Source organism: Streptomyces sp. NBC_01788, from assembly GCF_035917575.1.
Lineage (GTDB): Bacteria > Actinomycetota > Actinomycetes > Streptomycetales > Streptomycetaceae > Streptomyces.
The window spans coordinates 4,679,920-4,694,196 of sequence record NZ_CP109090.1; the positions used below are offsets into that span (position 1 = coordinate 4,679,920).

The 14,277-nt window shown below is 67.0% G+C and carries 25 protein-coding genes; all 25 read left to right on the forward strand.

The window, feature by feature from the left end; translation table 11 throughout:
• Window positions 1–29: 29 nt before the first annotated feature.
• The 25 genes from rplV to truA all read left to right on the forward strand — a co-directional run bounded on the left by rplV (window position 30) and on the right by truA (window position 14,248).
• On the forward strand, window positions 30–377 hold the full coding sequence (rplV, locus tag OIE49_RS21275; RefSeq protein ID WP_030936396.1) for a 50S ribosomal protein L22: 348 nt from the start codon (window positions 30–32) through the stop codon (window positions 375–377).
• The gene (gene rpsC / locus OIE49_RS21280) at window positions 377–1,207 is read left to right on the forward strand and encodes a 30S ribosomal protein S3 (protein WP_100569745.1); all 831 of its coding nucleotides are present in this window, start codon (window positions 377–379) and stop codon (window positions 1,205–1,207) included. The genes rplV and rpsC overlap by 1 nt, the downstream gene beginning before the upstream one ends.
• A 5-nt stretch (window positions 1,208–1,212) precedes the next feature.
• Window positions 1,213–1,632 carry a 50S ribosomal protein L16 gene (rplP, locus tag OIE49_RS21285; RefSeq protein ID WP_187826477.1) on the forward strand — a complete coding sequence of 140 codons (420 nt, stop codon included), beginning with the start codon at window positions 1,213–1,215 and terminating at the stop codon, window positions 1,630–1,632.
• Window positions 1,632–1,856: a 50S ribosomal protein L29 gene (gene rpmC / locus OIE49_RS21290; RefSeq protein ID WP_018564811.1), complete on the forward strand. Its 225-nt coding sequence runs from the start codon at window positions 1,632–1,634 to the stop codon at window positions 1,854–1,856. Before rplP ends, rpmC begins: the two co-directional genes overlap by 1 nt.
• Complete coding sequence (gene rpsQ / locus OIE49_RS21295) at window positions 1,856–2,140, forward strand: 30S ribosomal protein S17 (RefSeq protein ID WP_100569747.1); 285 nt, start codon at window positions 1,856–1,858, stop codon at window positions 2,138–2,140. Before rpmC ends, rpsQ begins: the two co-directional genes overlap by 1 nt.
• Before the next feature lie 213 nt (window positions 2,141–2,353).
• The gene (gene rplN, locus OIE49_RS21300; protein WP_003998823.1) at window positions 2,354–2,722 is read left to right on the forward strand and encodes a 50S ribosomal protein L14; all 369 of its coding nucleotides are present in this window, start codon (window positions 2,354–2,356) and stop codon (window positions 2,720–2,722) included.
• A gap of 2 nt (window positions 2,723–2,724) precedes the next feature.
• Complete coding sequence (gene rplX, locus OIE49_RS21305; protein ID WP_003992365.1) at window positions 2,725–3,048, forward strand: 50S ribosomal protein L24; 324 nt, start codon at window positions 2,725–2,727, stop codon at window positions 3,046–3,048.
• Window positions 3,048–3,605 carry a 50S ribosomal protein L5 gene (gene rplE, locus OIE49_RS21310; RefSeq protein ID WP_100569748.1) on the forward strand — a complete coding sequence of 186 codons (558 nt, stop codon included), beginning with the start codon at window positions 3,048–3,050 and terminating at the stop codon, window positions 3,603–3,605. The genes rplX and rplE overlap by 1 nt, the downstream gene beginning before the upstream one ends.
• Before the next feature lie 5 nt (window positions 3,606–3,610).
• Window positions 3,611–3,796 (forward strand): type Z 30S ribosomal protein S14, encoded by a 186-nt coding sequence (locus tag OIE49_RS21315; RefSeq protein WP_003948630.1) that lies wholly within the window; start codon window positions 3,611–3,613, stop codon window positions 3,794–3,796.
• Window positions 3,797–4,008: 212 nt separating this feature from the next.
• Complete coding sequence (rpsH, locus tag OIE49_RS21320; protein ID WP_100569749.1) at window positions 4,009–4,407, forward strand: 30S ribosomal protein S8; 399 nt, start codon at window positions 4,009–4,011, stop codon at window positions 4,405–4,407.
• 24 nt (window positions 4,408–4,431) lie between these two features.
• Complete coding sequence (rplF, locus tag OIE49_RS21325) at window positions 4,432–4,971, forward strand: 50S ribosomal protein L6 (protein WP_100569750.1); 540 nt, start codon at window positions 4,432–4,434, stop codon at window positions 4,969–4,971.
• 3 nt (window positions 4,972–4,974) lie between these two features.
• Window positions 4,975–5,358: a 50S ribosomal protein L18 gene (gene rplR, locus OIE49_RS21330; RefSeq protein ID WP_100569751.1), complete on the forward strand. Its 384-nt coding sequence runs from the start codon at window positions 4,975–4,977 to the stop codon at window positions 5,356–5,358.
• Between the two features lie 65 nt (window positions 5,359–5,423).
• The gene (rpsE, locus tag OIE49_RS21335) at window positions 5,424–6,029 is read left to right on the forward strand and encodes a 30S ribosomal protein S5 (RefSeq protein WP_073725073.1); all 606 of its coding nucleotides are present in this window, start codon (window positions 5,424–5,426) and stop codon (window positions 6,027–6,029) included.
• A complete protein-coding gene (gene rpmD, locus OIE49_RS21340; RefSeq protein ID WP_100569752.1) occupies window positions 6,029–6,211 on the forward strand; it encodes a 50S ribosomal protein L30 in 183 nt (60 codons plus the stop codon). Before rpsE ends, rpmD begins: the two co-directional genes overlap by 1 nt.
• A 2-nt stretch (window positions 6,212–6,213) precedes the next feature.
• Window positions 6,214–6,669, forward strand: coding sequence for a 50S ribosomal protein L15 (gene rplO / locus OIE49_RS21345; protein ID WP_326803674.1), 456 nt, complete (start codon window positions 6,214–6,216; stop codon window positions 6,667–6,669).
• Between the two features lie 169 nt (window positions 6,670–6,838).
• Complete coding sequence (gene secY / locus OIE49_RS21350) at window positions 6,839–8,152, forward strand: preprotein translocase subunit SecY (protein ID WP_100569754.1); 1,314 nt, start codon at window positions 6,839–6,841, stop codon at window positions 8,150–8,152.
• On the forward strand, window positions 8,152–8,802 hold the full coding sequence (locus OIE49_RS21355; RefSeq protein WP_100569755.1) for an adenylate kinase: 651 nt from the start codon (window positions 8,152–8,154) through the stop codon (window positions 8,800–8,802). Before secY ends, OIE49_RS21355 begins: the two co-directional genes overlap by 1 nt.
• A 124-nt stretch (window positions 8,803–8,926) precedes the next feature.
• Window positions 8,927–9,763, forward strand: coding sequence for a type I methionyl aminopeptidase (map, locus tag OIE49_RS21360; RefSeq protein WP_326803675.1), 837 nt, complete (start codon window positions 8,927–8,929; stop codon window positions 9,761–9,763).
• A 191-nt stretch (window positions 9,764–9,954) separates the two neighbouring features.
• The gene (infA, locus tag OIE49_RS21365; protein WP_004927214.1) at window positions 9,955–10,176 is read left to right on the forward strand and encodes a translation initiation factor IF-1; all 222 of its coding nucleotides are present in this window, start codon (window positions 9,955–9,957) and stop codon (window positions 10,174–10,176) included.
• A 65-nt stretch (window positions 10,177–10,241) separates the two neighbouring features.
• Window positions 10,242–10,355 carry a 50S ribosomal protein L36 gene (gene rpmJ, locus OIE49_RS21370; protein WP_003974245.1) on the forward strand — a complete coding sequence of 38 codons (114 nt, stop codon included), beginning with the start codon at window positions 10,242–10,244 and terminating at the stop codon, window positions 10,353–10,355.
• A gap of 195 nt (window positions 10,356–10,550) precedes the next feature.
• Window positions 10,551–10,931, forward strand: a complete 381-nt coding sequence (gene rpsM, locus OIE49_RS21375; RefSeq protein ID WP_100569757.1) for a 30S ribosomal protein S13 — start codon at window positions 10,551–10,553, stop codon at window positions 10,929–10,931.
• A gap of 69 nt (window positions 10,932–11,000) precedes the next feature.
• Complete coding sequence (gene rpsK, locus OIE49_RS21380) at window positions 11,001–11,405, forward strand: 30S ribosomal protein S11 (RefSeq protein ID WP_003956432.1); 405 nt, start codon at window positions 11,001–11,003, stop codon at window positions 11,403–11,405.
• A gap of 198 nt (window positions 11,406–11,603) precedes the next feature.
• The gene (locus tag OIE49_RS21385; RefSeq protein ID WP_053661878.1) at window positions 11,604–12,626 is read left to right on the forward strand and encodes a DNA-directed RNA polymerase subunit alpha; all 1,023 of its coding nucleotides are present in this window, start codon (window positions 11,604–11,606) and stop codon (window positions 12,624–12,626) included.
• Window positions 12,627–12,806: 180 nt separating this feature from the next.
• Window positions 12,807–13,301: a 50S ribosomal protein L17 gene (rplQ, locus tag OIE49_RS21390; RefSeq protein WP_100569758.1), complete on the forward strand. Its 495-nt coding sequence runs from the start codon at window positions 12,807–12,809 to the stop codon at window positions 13,299–13,301.
• Window positions 13,302–13,393: 92 nt separating this feature from the next.
• Window positions 13,394–14,248 (forward strand): tRNA pseudouridine(38-40) synthase TruA, encoded by an 855-nt coding sequence (gene truA, locus OIE49_RS21395; protein ID WP_326803676.1) that lies wholly within the window; start codon window positions 13,394–13,396, stop codon window positions 14,246–14,248.
• Window positions 14,249–14,277: the final 29 nt, after the last annotated feature.

Here is a 14,277-nt window from a genome sequence, read left to right on the forward strand (position 1 = left end):
CGAACGTGTCAAACACTGAAGGGACAACCATGGAAGCCAGGGCCCAGGCGCGGTACATCCGCGTCACGCCCATGAAGGCCCGCCGTGTGGTGGACCTCATCCGTGGCATGGACGCCACGGAGGCTCAGGCGGTCCTGCGTTTCGCCCCGCAGGCCGCGAGCGTGCCGGTCGGCAAGGTGCTGGACAGCGCCATCGCCAACGCCGCGCACAACTACGACCACACCGACGTCGACAGCCTCTACATCGCCGAGGCGTACGTCGACGAGGGTCCGACCCTGAAGCGGTTCCGGCCGCGTGCCCAGGGCCGTGCCTACCGGATCCGCAAGCGGACCAGCCACATCACCGTGGTCGTCAGCAGCAAGGAAGGAACCCGGTAATGGGCCAGAAGGTAAACCCGCATGGGTTCCGGCTCGGTGTCACGACCGACTTCAAGTCGCGTTGGTACGCCGACAAGCTGTACAAGGACTACGTCAAGGAAGACGTCGCCATCCGTCGGATGATGACGTCCGGCATGGAGCGCGCCGGCATCTCCAAGGTGGAGATCGAGCGCACCCGTGACCGTGTCCGCGTGGACATCCACACCGCGCGTCCGGGCATCGTCATCGGCCGCCGTGGCGCCGAGGCCGACCGCATCCGCGGCGACCTCGAGAAGCTCACGGGCAAGCAGGTCCAGCTGAACATCCTCGAGGTCAAGAACCCCGAGACGGACGCTCAGCTCGTGGCCCAGGCCGTTGCCGAGCAGCTCTCCTCCCGCGTCTCCTTCCGCCGTGCCATGCGCAAGAGCATGCAGTCGGCGATGAAGGCCGGCGCCAAGGGCATCAAGATCCAGTGCGGTGGCCGCCTCGGCGGCGCCGAGATGTCCCGCTCGGAGTTCTACCGCGAGGGCCGTGTGCCCCTGCACACGCTCCGCGCGAACGTGGACTACGGCTTCTTCGAGGCCAAGACGACCTTCGGCCGTATCGGTGTGAAGGTCTGGATCTACAAGGGCGACGTCAAGAACATCGCCGAGGTCCGCGCCGAGAACGCCGCCGCCCGTGCGGGCAACCGCCCGGCCCGTGGTGGCGCCGACCGCCCGGCCCGTGGTGGCCGTGGTGGCGAGCGGCGCGGTCGCAAGCCGCAGCAGCAGTCGGCTCCGGCCGCCGAGGCCCCCAAGGCCGACGCCCCGGCCGCTGCCGCTCCGGCTGAGAGCACCGGAACGGAGGCCTGACCGAAATGCTGATCCCCCGTAGGGTCAAGCACCGCAAGCAGCACCACCCGAAGCGCAACGGTATGTCCAAGGGTGGAACGCAGGTTGCGTTCGGCGAGTACGGCATCCAGGCGATGACCCCGGCCTACGTGACGAACCGCCAGATCGAGGCGGCTCGTATCGCGATGACCCGCCACATCAAGCGTGGCGGCAAGGTCTGGATCAACATCTACCCGGACCGTCCGCTGACCAAGAAGCCGGCCGAGACCCGCATGGGTTCCGGTAAGGGTTCGCCGGAGTGGTGGATCGCGAACGTCAAGCCCGGTCGGGTGATGTTCGAGCTGTCCTACCCGAACGAGAAGATCGCCCGTGAGGCGCTGACCCGTGCGGCCCACAAGCTGCCGATGAAGTGCCGGATCGTCAAGCGCGAGGCAGGTGAAGCGTGATGTCGGCCGGTACCAAGGCGTCCGAGCTGCGCGAGCTGGGCAACGAGGAGCTTCTTGGAAAGCTCCGCGAGGCCAAGGAAGAGCTGTTCAACCTCCGTTTCCAGGCGGCGACCGGGCAGCTCGAGAACCACGGCCGTCTCAAGGCGGTCCGCAAGGACATCGCGCGGATCTACACCCTGATGCGCGAGCGTGAGCTGGGCATCGAAACGGTGGAGAACGCCTGATGAGCGAGAAGAACGTGACTGAGAACGCAGAGGCGCGCGGCTTCCGCAAGACCCGTGAGGGTCTCGTCGTCAGCGACAAGATGGACAAGACCGTCGTCGTCGCCGTCGAGGACCGTGTCAAGCACGCGCTGTACGGCAAGGTCATCCGCCGTACCGAGAAGCTCAAGGCGCACGACGAGCAGAACGCCGCGGGCGTCGGCGACCGTGTCCTCCTGATGGAGACCCGGCCGCTGTCCGCGACGAAGCGCTGGCGCGTCGTCGAGATCCTCGAGAAGGCGAAGTAAGAAGCGGGGGCACCGCCCCCGCTGACCCCCGCTGGGGGCGACGCCCCGGGCCCCGGCCCGGACCCGGCGAAGTCCCCGGCGTGGGTCCCCGCCTCCCGAGACACCAGTAATTCCTGCGGGAGCTACCCGCAGGACGGTTCCGCCAGGCTCGGCGAAGGCCCGTGAGTGACTCACGGCCCTCCCCGGGAACCGGCAGACAATCAGGAGATAGACGTGATCCAGCAGGAGTCGCGACTGCGTGTCGCCGACAACACTGGTGCGAAGGAAATCCTTTGCATCCGTGTGCTCGGTGGCTCCGGTCGCCGCTACGCGGGCATCGGTGACGTCATCGTCGCCACCGTCAAGGACGCGATCCCCGGTGGCAACGTGAAGAAGGGTGACGTCGTCAAGGCGGTCATCGTTCGCACCGTCAAGGAGCGCCGCCGTCCGGACGGCTCGTACATCCGCTTCGACGAGAACGCCGCTGTCATTCTCAAGAACGACGGCGACCCTCGTGGCACCCGTATCTTCGGCCCGGTCGGCCGTGAGCTGCGCGAGAAGAAGTTCATGAAGATCATCTCCCTCGCGCCGGAGGTGCTGTGAGCATGAAGATCAAGAAGGGCGACCTGGTTCAGGTCATCACCGGCAAGGACAAGGGCAAGCAGGGCAAGGTCATTGCCGCTTTCCCGCGCGAGGATCGCGTCCTGGTCGAGGGTGTCAACCGGGTCAAGAAGCACACCAAGGCCGGCCCGACCGCCCGCGGTTCGCAGGCTGGCGGCATCGTCACGACCGAGGCGCCGATCCACGTCTCCAACGTCCAGCTGGTCGTTGAGAAGGACGGCAACAAGGTCGTCACGCGTGTCGGTTACCGCTTCGACGACGAAGGCAACAAGATCCGCGTTGCCAAGCGGACGGGTGAGGACATCTGATGGCTACCACCACCACTCCGCGTCTGAAGCAGAAGTACCGCGAGGAGATCGCGGGCAAGATGCGTGACGAGTTCAAGTACGAGAACGTCATGCAGATTCCCGGTCTCGTCAAGATCGTGGTCAACATGGGTGTGGGCGACGCCGCCCGCGACTCCAAGCTGATCGATGGCGCCATCCGCGACCTCACCACGATCACCGGCCAGAAGCCGCAGGTCACCAAGGCCCGCAAGTCCATCGCGCAGTTCAAGCTGCGTGAGGGCCAGCCGATCGGTGCCCACGTCACGCTCCGTGGCGACCGCATGTGGGAGTTCCTGGACCGCACCCTGTCGCTCGCGCTGCCGCGCATCCGCGACTTCCGCGGCCTGTCCCCCAAGCAGTTCGACGGCCGTGGCAACTACACCTTCGGTCTCACCGAGCAGGTCATGTTCCACGAGATCGACCAGGACAAGATCGACCGCGTCCGGGGTATGGACATCACCGTGGTCACCACGGCGACCAACGACGCTGAGGGCCGCGCGCTCCTTCGTCACCTCGGCTTCCCGTTCAAGGAGGCGTGAGCGAGATGGCGAAGAAGGCTCTGATCGCTAAGGCTGCTCGCAAGCCCAAGTTCGGTGTGCGTGGCTACACCCGCTGCCAGCGCTGTGGCCGTCCGCACTCCGTGTACCGCAAGTTCGGCCTGTGCCGTGTGTGCCTTCGTGAGATGGCTCACCGCGGCGAGCTGCCGGGCGTGACCAAGAGCTCCTGGTAACAGCCCACTTGGGTTGAAGCAGGACTCTCGGTAAGCAACTGGGGTCGGCAGGAGGCCCACCTCACATGCCGTAGGCTTGTGGGGTTGGGCGCCTGCCGCGCCCTTACGACTTACTACGCCGTAGGTCCACCGCGCCGCACCCGTCCCGTCTCGGATCGGGGAGAGGGATGGCGCACCAGGAAACCCCGGCGAGAGAGGCCGAAGGCCAATTCATGACCATGACTGATCCGATCGCAGACATGCTTACGCGTCTGCGGAACGCGAACTCGGCATACCACGACAGCGTGTCGATGCCGCACTCGAAGATCAAGTCGCACATCGCGGAGATCCTCCAGCAGGAGGGCTTCATCACGGGCTGGAAGGTCGAGGACGCCGAGGTCGGCAAGAACCTCGTCCTGGAGCTGAAGTTCGGCCCCAACCGTGAGCGCTCCATCGCGGGCATCAAGCGGATCTCCAAGCCCGGTCTCCGGGTGTACGCGAAGTCCACCAACCTGCCGAAGGTGCTCGGCGGCCTCGGCGTGGCGATCATCTCCACGTCCTACGGGCTCCTCACCGACAAGCAGGCCGGCAAGAAGGGCGTGGGTGGGGAAGTCCTCGCCTACGTCTGGTAGCGGAAGGGAACGGAGGAAACAGCTATGTCGCGCATCGGCAAGCTCCCCATCGCGGTTCCCGCCGGCGTGGACGTCACCATCGACGGCCGTACGGTCGCGGTCAAGGGCCCCAAGGGCTCGCTGACCCACACCGTCGTGGCGCCGATCGAGATCGCCAAGGGCGAGGACGGCACCCTGCAGGTGACCCGCCCCAACGACGAGCGTCAGAACAAGGCCCTGCACGGCCTGTCCCGCACGCTGGTGGCGAACATGATCACCGGCGTGACCCAGGGTTACGTGAAGAAGCTCGAAATCAGCGGTGTCGGTTACCGCGTGACGGCCAAGGGTTCGAACCTGGAGTTCGCGCTCGGCTACAGCCACCCGATCACCGTCGAGGCGCCCGAGGGCATCACCTTCAAGGTGGAGACCCCGACCCGCTTCCAGGTCGAGGGCATCGACAAGCAGAAGGTCGGCGAGGTTGCGGCCAACATCCGCAAGCTGCGCAAGCCTGACCCGTACAAGGCCAAGGGCGTCAAGTACGAGGGCGAAGTCATCCGCCGCAAGGTCGGAAAGGCGGGTAAGTAAGCCATGGCATACGGGCAGAAGATCCTCAAGGGCGACGCCTACAAGCGCGCCGCGATCAAGCGCCGCCACATCCGGATCCGCAAGCGGATCGCCGGTACGGCGGAGCGTCCCCGTCTGGTCGTGACCCGCTCCAACCGCCACATCGTGGCGCAGGTGATCGACGACCTGAAGGGCCACACCCTGGCATCGGCGTCCACCCTGGACAACTCGATCCGCGGTGGCGAGAGCGACAAGTCGACGCAGGCGAAGCAGGTCGGCGCCCTGGTCGCCGAGCGTGCCAAGGCCGCCGGTGTCGAGGCCGTCGTGTTCGACCGTGGTGGCAACCAGTACGCCGGGCGCATCGCCGCCCTGGCGGACGCCGCCCGCGAGGCCGGACTGAAGTTCTGAGTCGCCCGTCGCGGCAGCGACTTTTCGTTGCTGCGAGCTAGCGGAAACAGAGAGAGGTAATTCCAATGGCTGGACCCCAGCGCCGCGGTGGCGGTGCCGGTGGCGGCGAGCGGCGGGACCGGAAGGGCCGTGACGGCGGCGCAGCTGCCGCCGAGAAGACCGCGTACGTTGAGCGCGTCGTCGCGATCAACCGCGTCGCCAAGGTTGTGAAGGGTGGTCGTCGCTTCAGCTTCACCGCGCTGGTCGTGGTGGGCGACGGTGACGGCACCGTGGGTGTCGGATACGGCAAGGCCAAGGAGGTGCCGGCCGCCATCGCCAAGGGTGTTGAGGAGGCCAAGAAGCACTTCTTCAAGGTCCCCCGGATCCAGGGCACCATCCCGCACCCGATCCAGGGTGAGAAGGCTGCCGGCGTCGTGCTGCTCAAGCCCGCCTCCCCGGGTACCGGCGTTATCGCCGGTGGCCCGGTGCGTGCCGTGCTCGAGTGCGCCGGTATCCACGACATCCTGTCGAAGTCGCTCGGCTCCGACAACCAGATCAACATCGTGCACGCGACCGTGGAGGCCCTGAAGGGCCTGCAGCGTCCCGAGGAGGTCGCGGCCCGCCGCGGTCTGCCGCTCGAGGACGTGGCCCCCGCGGCCCTGCTCCGTGCGCGTGCCGGGGCTGGTGCGTGATGGCGCAGCTCAAGGTCACGCAGGTCAAGTCCTACATCGGCAGCAAGCAGAACCACCGCGACACCCTGCGTTCGCTCGGGCTCAAGAAGCTCGGCGACGTGGTCGTCAAGGAGGACCGCCCCGAGTTCCGCGGAATGGTGCACACCGTCCGCCACCTCGTGACGGTCGAGGAGGTCGACTGATCATGGCGGAGCAGAACCCGCTGAAGATCCACAACCTCCGTCCCGCCCCGGGCGCCAAGACCGCCAAGACCCGTGTGGGTCGTGGTGAGGCGTCCAAGGGTAAGACGGCCGGTCGTGGTACCAAGGGCACCAAGGCCCGCTACCAGGTTCCGGAGCGCTTCGAGGGCGGCCAGATGCCGCTGCACATGCGCCTCCCGAAGCTGAAGGGCTTCAAGAACCCGTTCAAGACCGAGTTCCAGGTCGTGAACCTCGACAAGCTGGCCGCGCTCTACCCCGAGGGTGGCGAGGTCACGGTCGAGGACCTGGTGACGAAGGGTGCCGTTCGCAAGAACAGCCTCGTCAAGGTCCTTGGCCAGGGCGAGATCTCCGTGGCGCTGCAGGTGACGGTGGACGCCGTCTCCGGCTCCGCCAAGGAGAAGATCACCGCCGCCGGCGGTTCTGTCACCGAGCTCGTCTGAGCCCGATGACGTAAAGCGGTCCCGACCGGGGGTACCTCACAACGAGGTATCCCCGGTTGGTCGTTTTCAGGGAGGCAGTGTCGCCGGTAAGGTGGCCTGCACCGTTCTTTATCGTCGAACCTCAAGACCGTCACCCTGACGCACTGGCGCGGGGGTCGCAGGAGGCACCGTGCTCACCGGCTTCGCCCGGGCGTTCAGGACGCCCGACCTGCGCAAGAAGCTGCTCTTCACGCTCGGCATCATCGTGGTGTACCGCGTCGGTACCCACATCCCGATCCCGGGTGTCAACTACAAGGCTGTTCAGCAGTGCGTCGGCGAGGCCTCGGGCAACCAGGGCCTCTTCGGCCTGGTGAACATGTTCAGCGGCGGTGCGCTGCTGCAGATCACGATCTTCGCCCTGGGCATCATGCCGTACATCACGGCGAGCATCATCCTTCAGCTCCTGACCGTGGTGATCCCGCGGTTGGAGGCCCTCAAGAAGGAGGGCCAGAGCGGCACCGCGAAGATCACCCAGTACACCCGTTACCTGACGGTGGCGCTGGCCATCCTCCAGGGCACGGGCCTGGTGGCGACCGCCCGCAGCGGCGCCCTGTTCTCCGGGTGCTCGGCGGCCGGGAACATCGTCCCGGACCAGGCGATCTTCAACACGATCGTCATGGTGATCGTCATGACCGCCGGCACGGCCACGGTCATGTGGCTCGGTGAGCTCATCACCGACCGCGGCATCGGCAACGGCATGTCGATCCTGATGTTCATCTCGATCGCCGCCACGTTCCCGTCCGCGCTGTGGGCGATCAAGAAGCAGGGCAAGCTCGCCGAGGGCTGGATCGAATTCGGCACCGTCATTCTCGTCGGCCTGGTCATGGTCGGCCTGGTGGTCTTCGTCGAACAGGCCCAGCGCCGTATTCCGGTGCAGTACGCCAAGCGCATGATCGGCCGCCGTTCCTACGGTGGTACGTCGACGTACATCCCGCTGAAGGTCAACCAGGCGGGCGTGATCCCCGTCATCTTCGCTTCTTCGCTGCTCTACATTCCGGCGCTCATCGCTCAGTTCTCCGGGGGCAACTCCGGATGGAAGACCTGGGTTCAGCAGAACCTGACCAAGGGCGATCACCCGATCTACATCACCATGTACTTCCTGCTGATCGTGTTCTTCGCCTTCTTCTACGTGGCGATCTCCTTCAACCCCGAAGAAGTCGCCGACAACATGAAGAAGTATGGTGGCTTCATCCCGGGCATCCGGGCTGGCCGGCCGACCGCTGAGTACCTTTCGTACGTGCTCAATCGGATCACCTGGCCGGGATCGCTGTATCTGGGCCTGATCGCTCTCGTACCGACAATGGCGTTGGTCGGCTTCGGGGCGAACCAGAACTTCCCCTTCGGCGGGACCAGCATCCTCATCATCGTGGGTGTCGGACTCGAGACGGTGAAGCAGATCGAGAGCCAGCTCCAGCAGCGCAATTACGAAGGGTTCCTCCGCTGATGCGAATCGTCCTCGTCGGACCGCCGGGTGCTGGCAAGGGAACGCAGGCCACACGCCTCGCCGAGAAGCTGCGTATTCCGCACATCTCCACGGGCGACCTGTTCCGCGCCAACATCAGCCGGCAGACGGAGCTCGGCAAGCTCGCGAAGTCCTACATGGACGCCGGGAACCTGGTGCCCGACGAGGTCACCATCGCGATGGCCAAGGACCGCATGGAGCAGCCCGACGCCGAGGGCGGCTTCCTGCTGGACGGTTTTCCGCGCAATGTGTCGCAGGCCGAGGCGCTGGACAAGCTGCTCCAGAGCGAGGGCATGAAGCTGGACGCGGTCCTCGACCTCGAGGTCCCCGAGGACGAGGTCGTCAAGCGCATCGCGGGTCGCCGCACCTGCCGCAACGACTCGGCGCACGTCTTCCACGAGACGTACAGCCCGCCGAAGAAGGAAGGCGTCTGCGACGTCTGCGGCGGTGAGCTGTACCAGCGGGACGACGACTCCGAGGAGACCGTGCGCAAGCGCCTTGAGGTCTACCACACGCAGACCGAGCCGATCATCGACTACTACCGGGCGCAGGGCCTGGTCGTGACGATCTCCTCGCTCGGTCCGGTGGACGAGATCACGCAGCGCGCGCTGGCGGCGCTGAAGCGCGACTGACCGCACTGCTCGGCCGCGGTTCCCCATGGGAGCCGCGGCCGACGTGTGCGCGGGCAGGTTTTCGCTGCCCCGTATTCTTGAGGGTGTCCGTCTTCCTTCCGGTCCGAGAAAGGCCGTAGTCCCCATGGTGCAGATCAAGTCCCCCGAGCAGATCGCCAAGATGCGTGAGGCGGGGCTGGTCGTCGCCGCGATCCACGCGGCCACCCGGGAGGCGGCCGTGCCGGGGGCGACCACCAAGGACCTGGACCAGGTGGCCCGCAAGGTGCTCGCCGAGCACAACGCCAAGCCGAACTTCCTCGGCTACGGCGGCTTCCCGGCGACGATCTGCACCTCCGTCAACGAGGTCGTGGTGCACGGCATCCCCTCCGACGACGTCGTCCTCAAGGACGGGGACGTCATCTCCATCGACTGCGGCGCGATCATCGACGGCTGGCACGGCGACGCGGCCTTCACCGCGTTCGTCGGCTCCGGTCACTCCCCGGAGCTGATCGAGCTCTCCCGGGTGACCGAGGAGTCGATGTGGGCCGGCATCGCCGCCATGAAGCAGGGCAACCGCCTGGTGGACATCTCCCGGGCCGTCGAGACGTACATCCGCCGCCAGCCGAAGCCCGGCGGCGGCCGCTACGGGATCATCGAGGACTACGGCGGCCACGGCATCGGCACCGAGATGCACATGGACCCGCACCTGCTGAACTACGTGGACCGGCGGCGCGGCAAGGGCCCGAAGCTGGTCCCCGGCTTCTGCCTGGCCATCGAGCCCATGGTCTCCCTGGGTACCGCGAGGACCCGCGTCCTCGAGGACGACTGGACGGTCATCACCACGGACGGCACCTGGTCCTCGCACTGGGAGCACTCGGTGGCGCTGACCGAGCAGGGCCCGCTGGTCCTGACCTCCCCGGACGGCGGCCGCGCCAAGCTGGCCGAGCACGGCGTCACGGCGGCACCGGACCCGCTGGCCTGAAAAAGGGCCCGCTCCCACGTCCGCCGAACCGGGCCGGACCCGGTCGCATGATGATCTCGGAGCTGGGGCAGACTTTCTCGATTCGTCTTTCGCAGAGGGCTGACGTAGACTGACTCGTCGGCTCTCATGTATCCGCATGTCCGCATGCGGAATATGGAGTCGATCAAGGTAGTCGATTCGAAGGGCGAAGCGTGGCCAAGAAGCAAGGTGCCATCGAGATCGAGGGCACTGTCGTCGAGTCTCTGCCGAACGCCATGTTCAGGGTCGAGCTCCAGAACGGCCACCAGGTCCTGGCACACATCAGCGGCAAGATGCGTATGCACTACATCCGCATCCTCCCTGACGACCGGGTCGTGGTGGAGCTTTCTCCGTACGACCTCACGCGTGGCCGGATCGTCTACCGGTACAAGTAGATCTTGCCCAGGCTCCACGTTCTTCGTGGGGCCGCCGGCAACTGACCCGGAGAACCTCACATCCCATGAAGGTCAAGCCGAGCGTCAAGAAGATCTGCGACAAGTGCAGGGTGATCCGCCGTCACGGCCGGGTCATGGTCATCTGCGACAACCCGCGCCACAAGCAGCGCCAGGGCTGACGCACAACCGACCGAACCCTCTGCACTCCCTTCGCAGAGATTCGCGCGACGCGAGCTGAATTGTTCATACGCAGGACCCGAGCCCAGCGCGGCTCGACACCCCCGGTTCGGAGGCCGGGGACCCGGTTCGTACCTGGTACGGCGGCCGGGGGACGGTCCTGCGGAAGACCTCCGAAGATCAACTGGAGCCATTTAATGGCACGCGTTTCCGGTGTTGACATCCCGCGCGAAAAGCGCGTGGAGGTCGCCCTCACCTATGTGTTCGGCATCGGCCGGACCCTGTCCCAGCAGACGCTGGCCGCCACCGACATCGACCCGAACACCCGCGTTCGCGACCTCTCCGAGGAGCAGCTCGTCGCGATCCGTGAGTTCGTCGACAACAACATCAAGACCGAGGGTGACCTCCGTCGCGAGATCCAGGCCGACATCCGCCGCAAGGTCGAGATCGGCTGCTACCAGGGTCTGCGTCACCGCCGCGGTCTGCCCGTCCGCGGTCAGCGCACCAGCACCAACGCCCGCACCCGCAAGGGCCCGCGTCGCGCCATCGCCGGCAAGAAGAAGCCGGGCAAGAAGTAGTCCGCAGCGACACTCGCCGTCCAGCGGTCTTCGCTGTAGGACCGACTACCTCCCGTAGGAGTTTTCGACATGCCCCCCAAGGGACGTCAGGGCGCTGCCAAGAAGGTGCGCCGCAAGGAAAAGAAGAACGTCGCTCACGGCCACGCGCACATCAAGAGCACGTTCAACAACACCATCGTTTCGATCACGGACCCGTCCGGCAACGTGATCTCGTGGGCCTCCGCGGGCCACGTCGGCTTCAAGGGCTCCCGCAAGTCCACGCCGTTCGCCGCGCAGATGGCCGCCGAGTCCGCCGCGCGTCGTGCCCAGGAGCACGGCATGCGCAAGGTCGACGTGTTCGTCAAGGGTCCGGGCTCCGGCCGTGAGACCGCGATCCGCTCCCTGCAGGCCACCGGTCTCGAGGTCGGCTCCATCCAGGACGTCACCCCGACCCCGCACAACGGCTGCCGCCCGCCGAAGCGTCGTCGCGTCTGACGTCGGCGCCTCAAGGGCTTGCTGTGCCTCCGGGCTTTCCGGCCGGGGGTGTGGGGGTTGTCCCCCACAGGTAACAGCCGGGCGGTACGGCCTTTTCCGGTCGTGCCGCCCGTACCCTTGCAATACCCGCACCCTTCGGGTGCGGCCTGGTCGGGCGTCAAATAGCGGGCGCCCACGACTGAAGGATCTGATCCACTCATGCTGATCGCTCAGCGTCCCTCGTTGACCGAAGAGGTCGTCGACGAGTTCCGCTCCCGGTTCGTGATCGAGCCGCTGGAGCCGGGCTTCGGCTACACCCTCGGCAACTCCCTTCGCCGTACCCTCCTGTCGTCGATTCCCGGTGCCGCTGTCACCAGCATCCGCGTCGACGGTGTCCTGCACGAGTTCACCACCGTGCCGGGCGTCAAGGAGGACGTCACCGACCTCATCCTCAACATCAAGCAGCTGGTCGTCTCCTCGGAGCACGACGAGCCGGTCGTGATGTACCTGCGCAAGCAGGGGCCGGGTCTGGTCACCGCCGCCGACATCGCGCCGCCGGCCGGTGTCGAGGTGCACAACCCGGACCTCGTTCTCGCCACGCTCAACGGCAAGGGCAAGCTGGAGATGGAGCTGACCGTCGAGCGCGGTCGCGGTTACGTCTCCGCCGTGCAGAACAAGCAGGTGGGTCAGGAGATCGGCCGTATCCCGGTCGACTCGATCTACTCGCCGGTGCTCAAGGTCACGTACAAGGTCGAGGCCACGCGTGTCGAGCAGCGTACCGACTTCGACAAGCTGATCGTCGACGTCGAGACCAAGCAGGCCATGCGTCCGCGTGACGCCATGGCGTCGGCCGGCAAGACCCTGGTGGAGCTGTTCGGTCTGGCCCGCGAGCTCAACATCGACGCCGAGGGCATCGACATGGGTCCGTCCCCGACGGACGCCGCGCTGGCCGCCGACCTGGCGCTGCCGATCGAGGAGCTGGAGCTCACGGTCCGCTCCTACAACTGCCTCAAGCGCGAGGGCATCCACTCGGTGGGTGAGCTGGTCGCGCGTTCCGAGGCGGACCTGCTGGACATCCGCAACTTCGGTGCGAAGTCCATCGACGAGGTCAAGGCGAAGCTGGCCGGCATGGGCCTGGCCCTGAAGGACAGCCCGCCCGGATTCGACCCGACCGCCGCCGCGGACGCCTTCGGCGCGGACGACGACGCGGACGCCGGGTTCGTCGAGACCGAGCAGTACTGAGCGCTCCGCGGGGAGGTCGTACTGTGTCTGCGGGCCGGTTGTGGCTGGTCGCGCAGTTCCCCGCGCCCCTTCCGGACGGGCCCCTTCGGGGCCCTGTCCGGATCTCTGACAGACAACCGTCTGCTCAGATACTGACTCCGGTACCTGGTACGGCCGGGGCAGACACCTAGGAGAAGAACCATGCCGAAGCCCGCCAAGGGTGCCCGTCTGGGCGGCAGCGCCGCGCACGAGAAGCTGCTCCTCGCGAACCTCGCGAAGGCGCTGTTCGAGCACGGCCGCATCACCACCACCGAGGCGAAGGCCCGCCGCCTGCGCCCGTACGCCGAGCGTCTGGTCACCAAGGCGAAGAAGGGCGACCTTCACAACCGCCGTCAGGTGCTCCAGGTCATCACGGACAAGAGCATCGTGCACACGCTCTTCACCGAGATCGGCCCGCGTTACGAGAACCGTCCGGGTGGCTACACCCGTATCACCAAGATCGGCAACCGCCGTGGCGACAACGCGCCCATGGCCGTGATCGAGCTGGTCGAGGCGCTGACGGTGCAGCAGAACGCCGTGGGTGAGGCCGAGGCCGCCACCAAGCGTGCGGTCAAGGAGGCCGAGGAGGCCAAGGCTCAGGAGACCACCGAGGCCCCGGCCGAGGAGGCCGCCGCCGAGGAGTCCAAGGACGCCTGAGGCACTGCCTGACGCCGGAAGCGGGTCCGCCCTTCGGGGCGGGCCCGCTTCCGCGTTTCTTCCCGAGGGATCCGCCCTGAGAGGATCTGCACGTGAGTGACGAAGTACAGCCCGGTCATGTCCGCGTCCGTCTCGACCTGTCCTACGACGGCACCGCCTTCCACGGCTGGGCCAAGCAGGCCGGCGGCAGGCGGACCGTGCAGGGGGAGATCGAGGACGCGCTGCGCACGGTCACGCGGTCCGGGGAGACGTACGAGCTGACCGTGGCCGGACGGACCGACGCCGGGGTGCACGCGCGGGGCCAGGTGGCGCACGTGGACCTGCCCGAGCGCGTCTGGCGCGAGCACCACGAGAAGCTGCTCAAGCGGCTCGCCGGGCGGCTGCCCAGGGATGTGCGGGTGTGGGCGCTGCGGCCCGCGCCCAGTGGCTTCAACGCCCGGTTCTCGGCCGTCTGGCGCCGCTACGCCTACCGTGCCACCGACAACCCCGGAGGCGTCGACCCGCTGCTGCGGGGCCACGTCCTGTGGCACGACTGGCCGCTCGACGTCGACGCCATGAACGAGGCCGCGCGGCGGCTGCTCGGTGAGCACGACTTCGCCGCCTACTGCAAGAGGCGCGAGGGCGCGACCACCATCCGCACCCTCCAGGAGCTGAGCCTGGAACGCGGCGGGGACGGCGTCGTCACGGCCACCGTCCGGGCCGACGCGTTCTGCCACAACATGGTGCGCTCGCTCATCGGGGCGCTGCTGTTCGTCGGCGACGGCCACCGTCCGCCGGACTGGCCGGGGAAGGTGCTGGCCGCGGGGGTACGGGACTCCGCCGTGCACGTCGTGCGGCCGCACGGGCTGACCCTGGAGGAGGTCGGCTACCCGGCCGACGAGCTGCTGGCCGCGCGCAGCCGGGAGGCACGCAACAAGCGGTCCCTGCCGGCGGCCGGCTGCTGCTGAGCGGCCGCCGCCGGTTCCCCCGTGCGGCA

Coding starts and splice junctions, on each gene's coding strand:
- rplV (WP_030936396.1), top strand. CDS start 30: ATGGAAGCCAGGGCCCAGGCGCGGTACATCCGCGTCACGCCCATGAAG.
- rpsC (WP_100569745.1), top strand. CDS start 377: ATGGGCCAGAAGGTAAACCCGCATGGGTTCCGGCTCGGTGTCACGACC.
- rplP (WP_187826477.1), top strand. CDS start 1,213: ATGCTGATCCCCCGTAGGGTCAAGCACCGCAAGCAGCACCACCCGAAG.
- rpmC (WP_018564811.1), top strand. CDS start 1,632: ATGTCGGCCGGTACCAAGGCGTCCGAGCTGCGCGAGCTGGGCAACGAG.
- rpsQ (WP_100569747.1), top strand. CDS start 1,856: ATGAGCGAGAAGAACGTGACTGAGAACGCAGAGGCGCGCGGCTTCCGC.
- rplX (WP_003992365.1), top strand. CDS start 2,725: ATGAAGATCAAGAAGGGCGACCTGGTTCAGGTCATCACCGGCAAGGAC.
- rplE (WP_100569748.1), top strand. CDS start 3,048: ATGGCTACCACCACCACTCCGCGTCTGAAGCAGAAGTACCGCGAGGAG.
- OIE49_RS21315 (WP_003948630.1), top strand. CDS start 3,611: ATGGCGAAGAAGGCTCTGATCGCTAAGGCTGCTCGCAAGCCCAAGTTC.
- rpsH (WP_100569749.1), top strand. CDS start 4,009: ATGACCATGACTGATCCGATCGCAGACATGCTTACGCGTCTGCGGAAC.
- rplF (WP_100569750.1), top strand. CDS start 4,432: ATGTCGCGCATCGGCAAGCTCCCCATCGCGGTTCCCGCCGGCGTGGAC.
- rplR (WP_100569751.1), top strand. CDS start 4,975: ATGGCATACGGGCAGAAGATCCTCAAGGGCGACGCCTACAAGCGCGCC.
- rpsE (WP_073725073.1), top strand. CDS start 5,424: ATGGCTGGACCCCAGCGCCGCGGTGGCGGTGCCGGTGGCGGCGAGCGG.
- rpmD (WP_100569752.1), top strand. CDS start 6,029: ATGGCGCAGCTCAAGGTCACGCAGGTCAAGTCCTACATCGGCAGCAAG.
- rplO (WP_326803674.1), top strand. CDS start 6,214: ATGGCGGAGCAGAACCCGCTGAAGATCCACAACCTCCGTCCCGCCCCG.
- OIE49_RS21355 (WP_100569755.1), top strand. CDS start 8,152: ATGCGAATCGTCCTCGTCGGACCGCCGGGTGCTGGCAAGGGAACGCAG.
- map (WP_326803675.1), top strand. CDS start 8,927: ATGGTGCAGATCAAGTCCCCCGAGCAGATCGCCAAGATGCGTGAGGCG.
- rpmJ (WP_003974245.1), top strand. CDS start 10,242: ATGAAGGTCAAGCCGAGCGTCAAGAAGATCTGCGACAAGTGCAGGGTG.
- rpsM (WP_100569757.1), top strand. CDS start 10,551: ATGGCACGCGTTTCCGGTGTTGACATCCCGCGCGAAAAGCGCGTGGAG.
- rpsK (WP_003956432.1), top strand. CDS start 11,001: ATGCCCCCCAAGGGACGTCAGGGCGCTGCCAAGAAGGTGCGCCGCAAG.
- OIE49_RS21385 (WP_053661878.1), top strand. CDS start 11,604: ATGCTGATCGCTCAGCGTCCCTCGTTGACCGAAGAGGTCGTCGACGAG.
- rplQ (WP_100569758.1), top strand. CDS start 12,807: ATGCCGAAGCCCGCCAAGGGTGCCCGTCTGGGCGGCAGCGCCGCGCAC.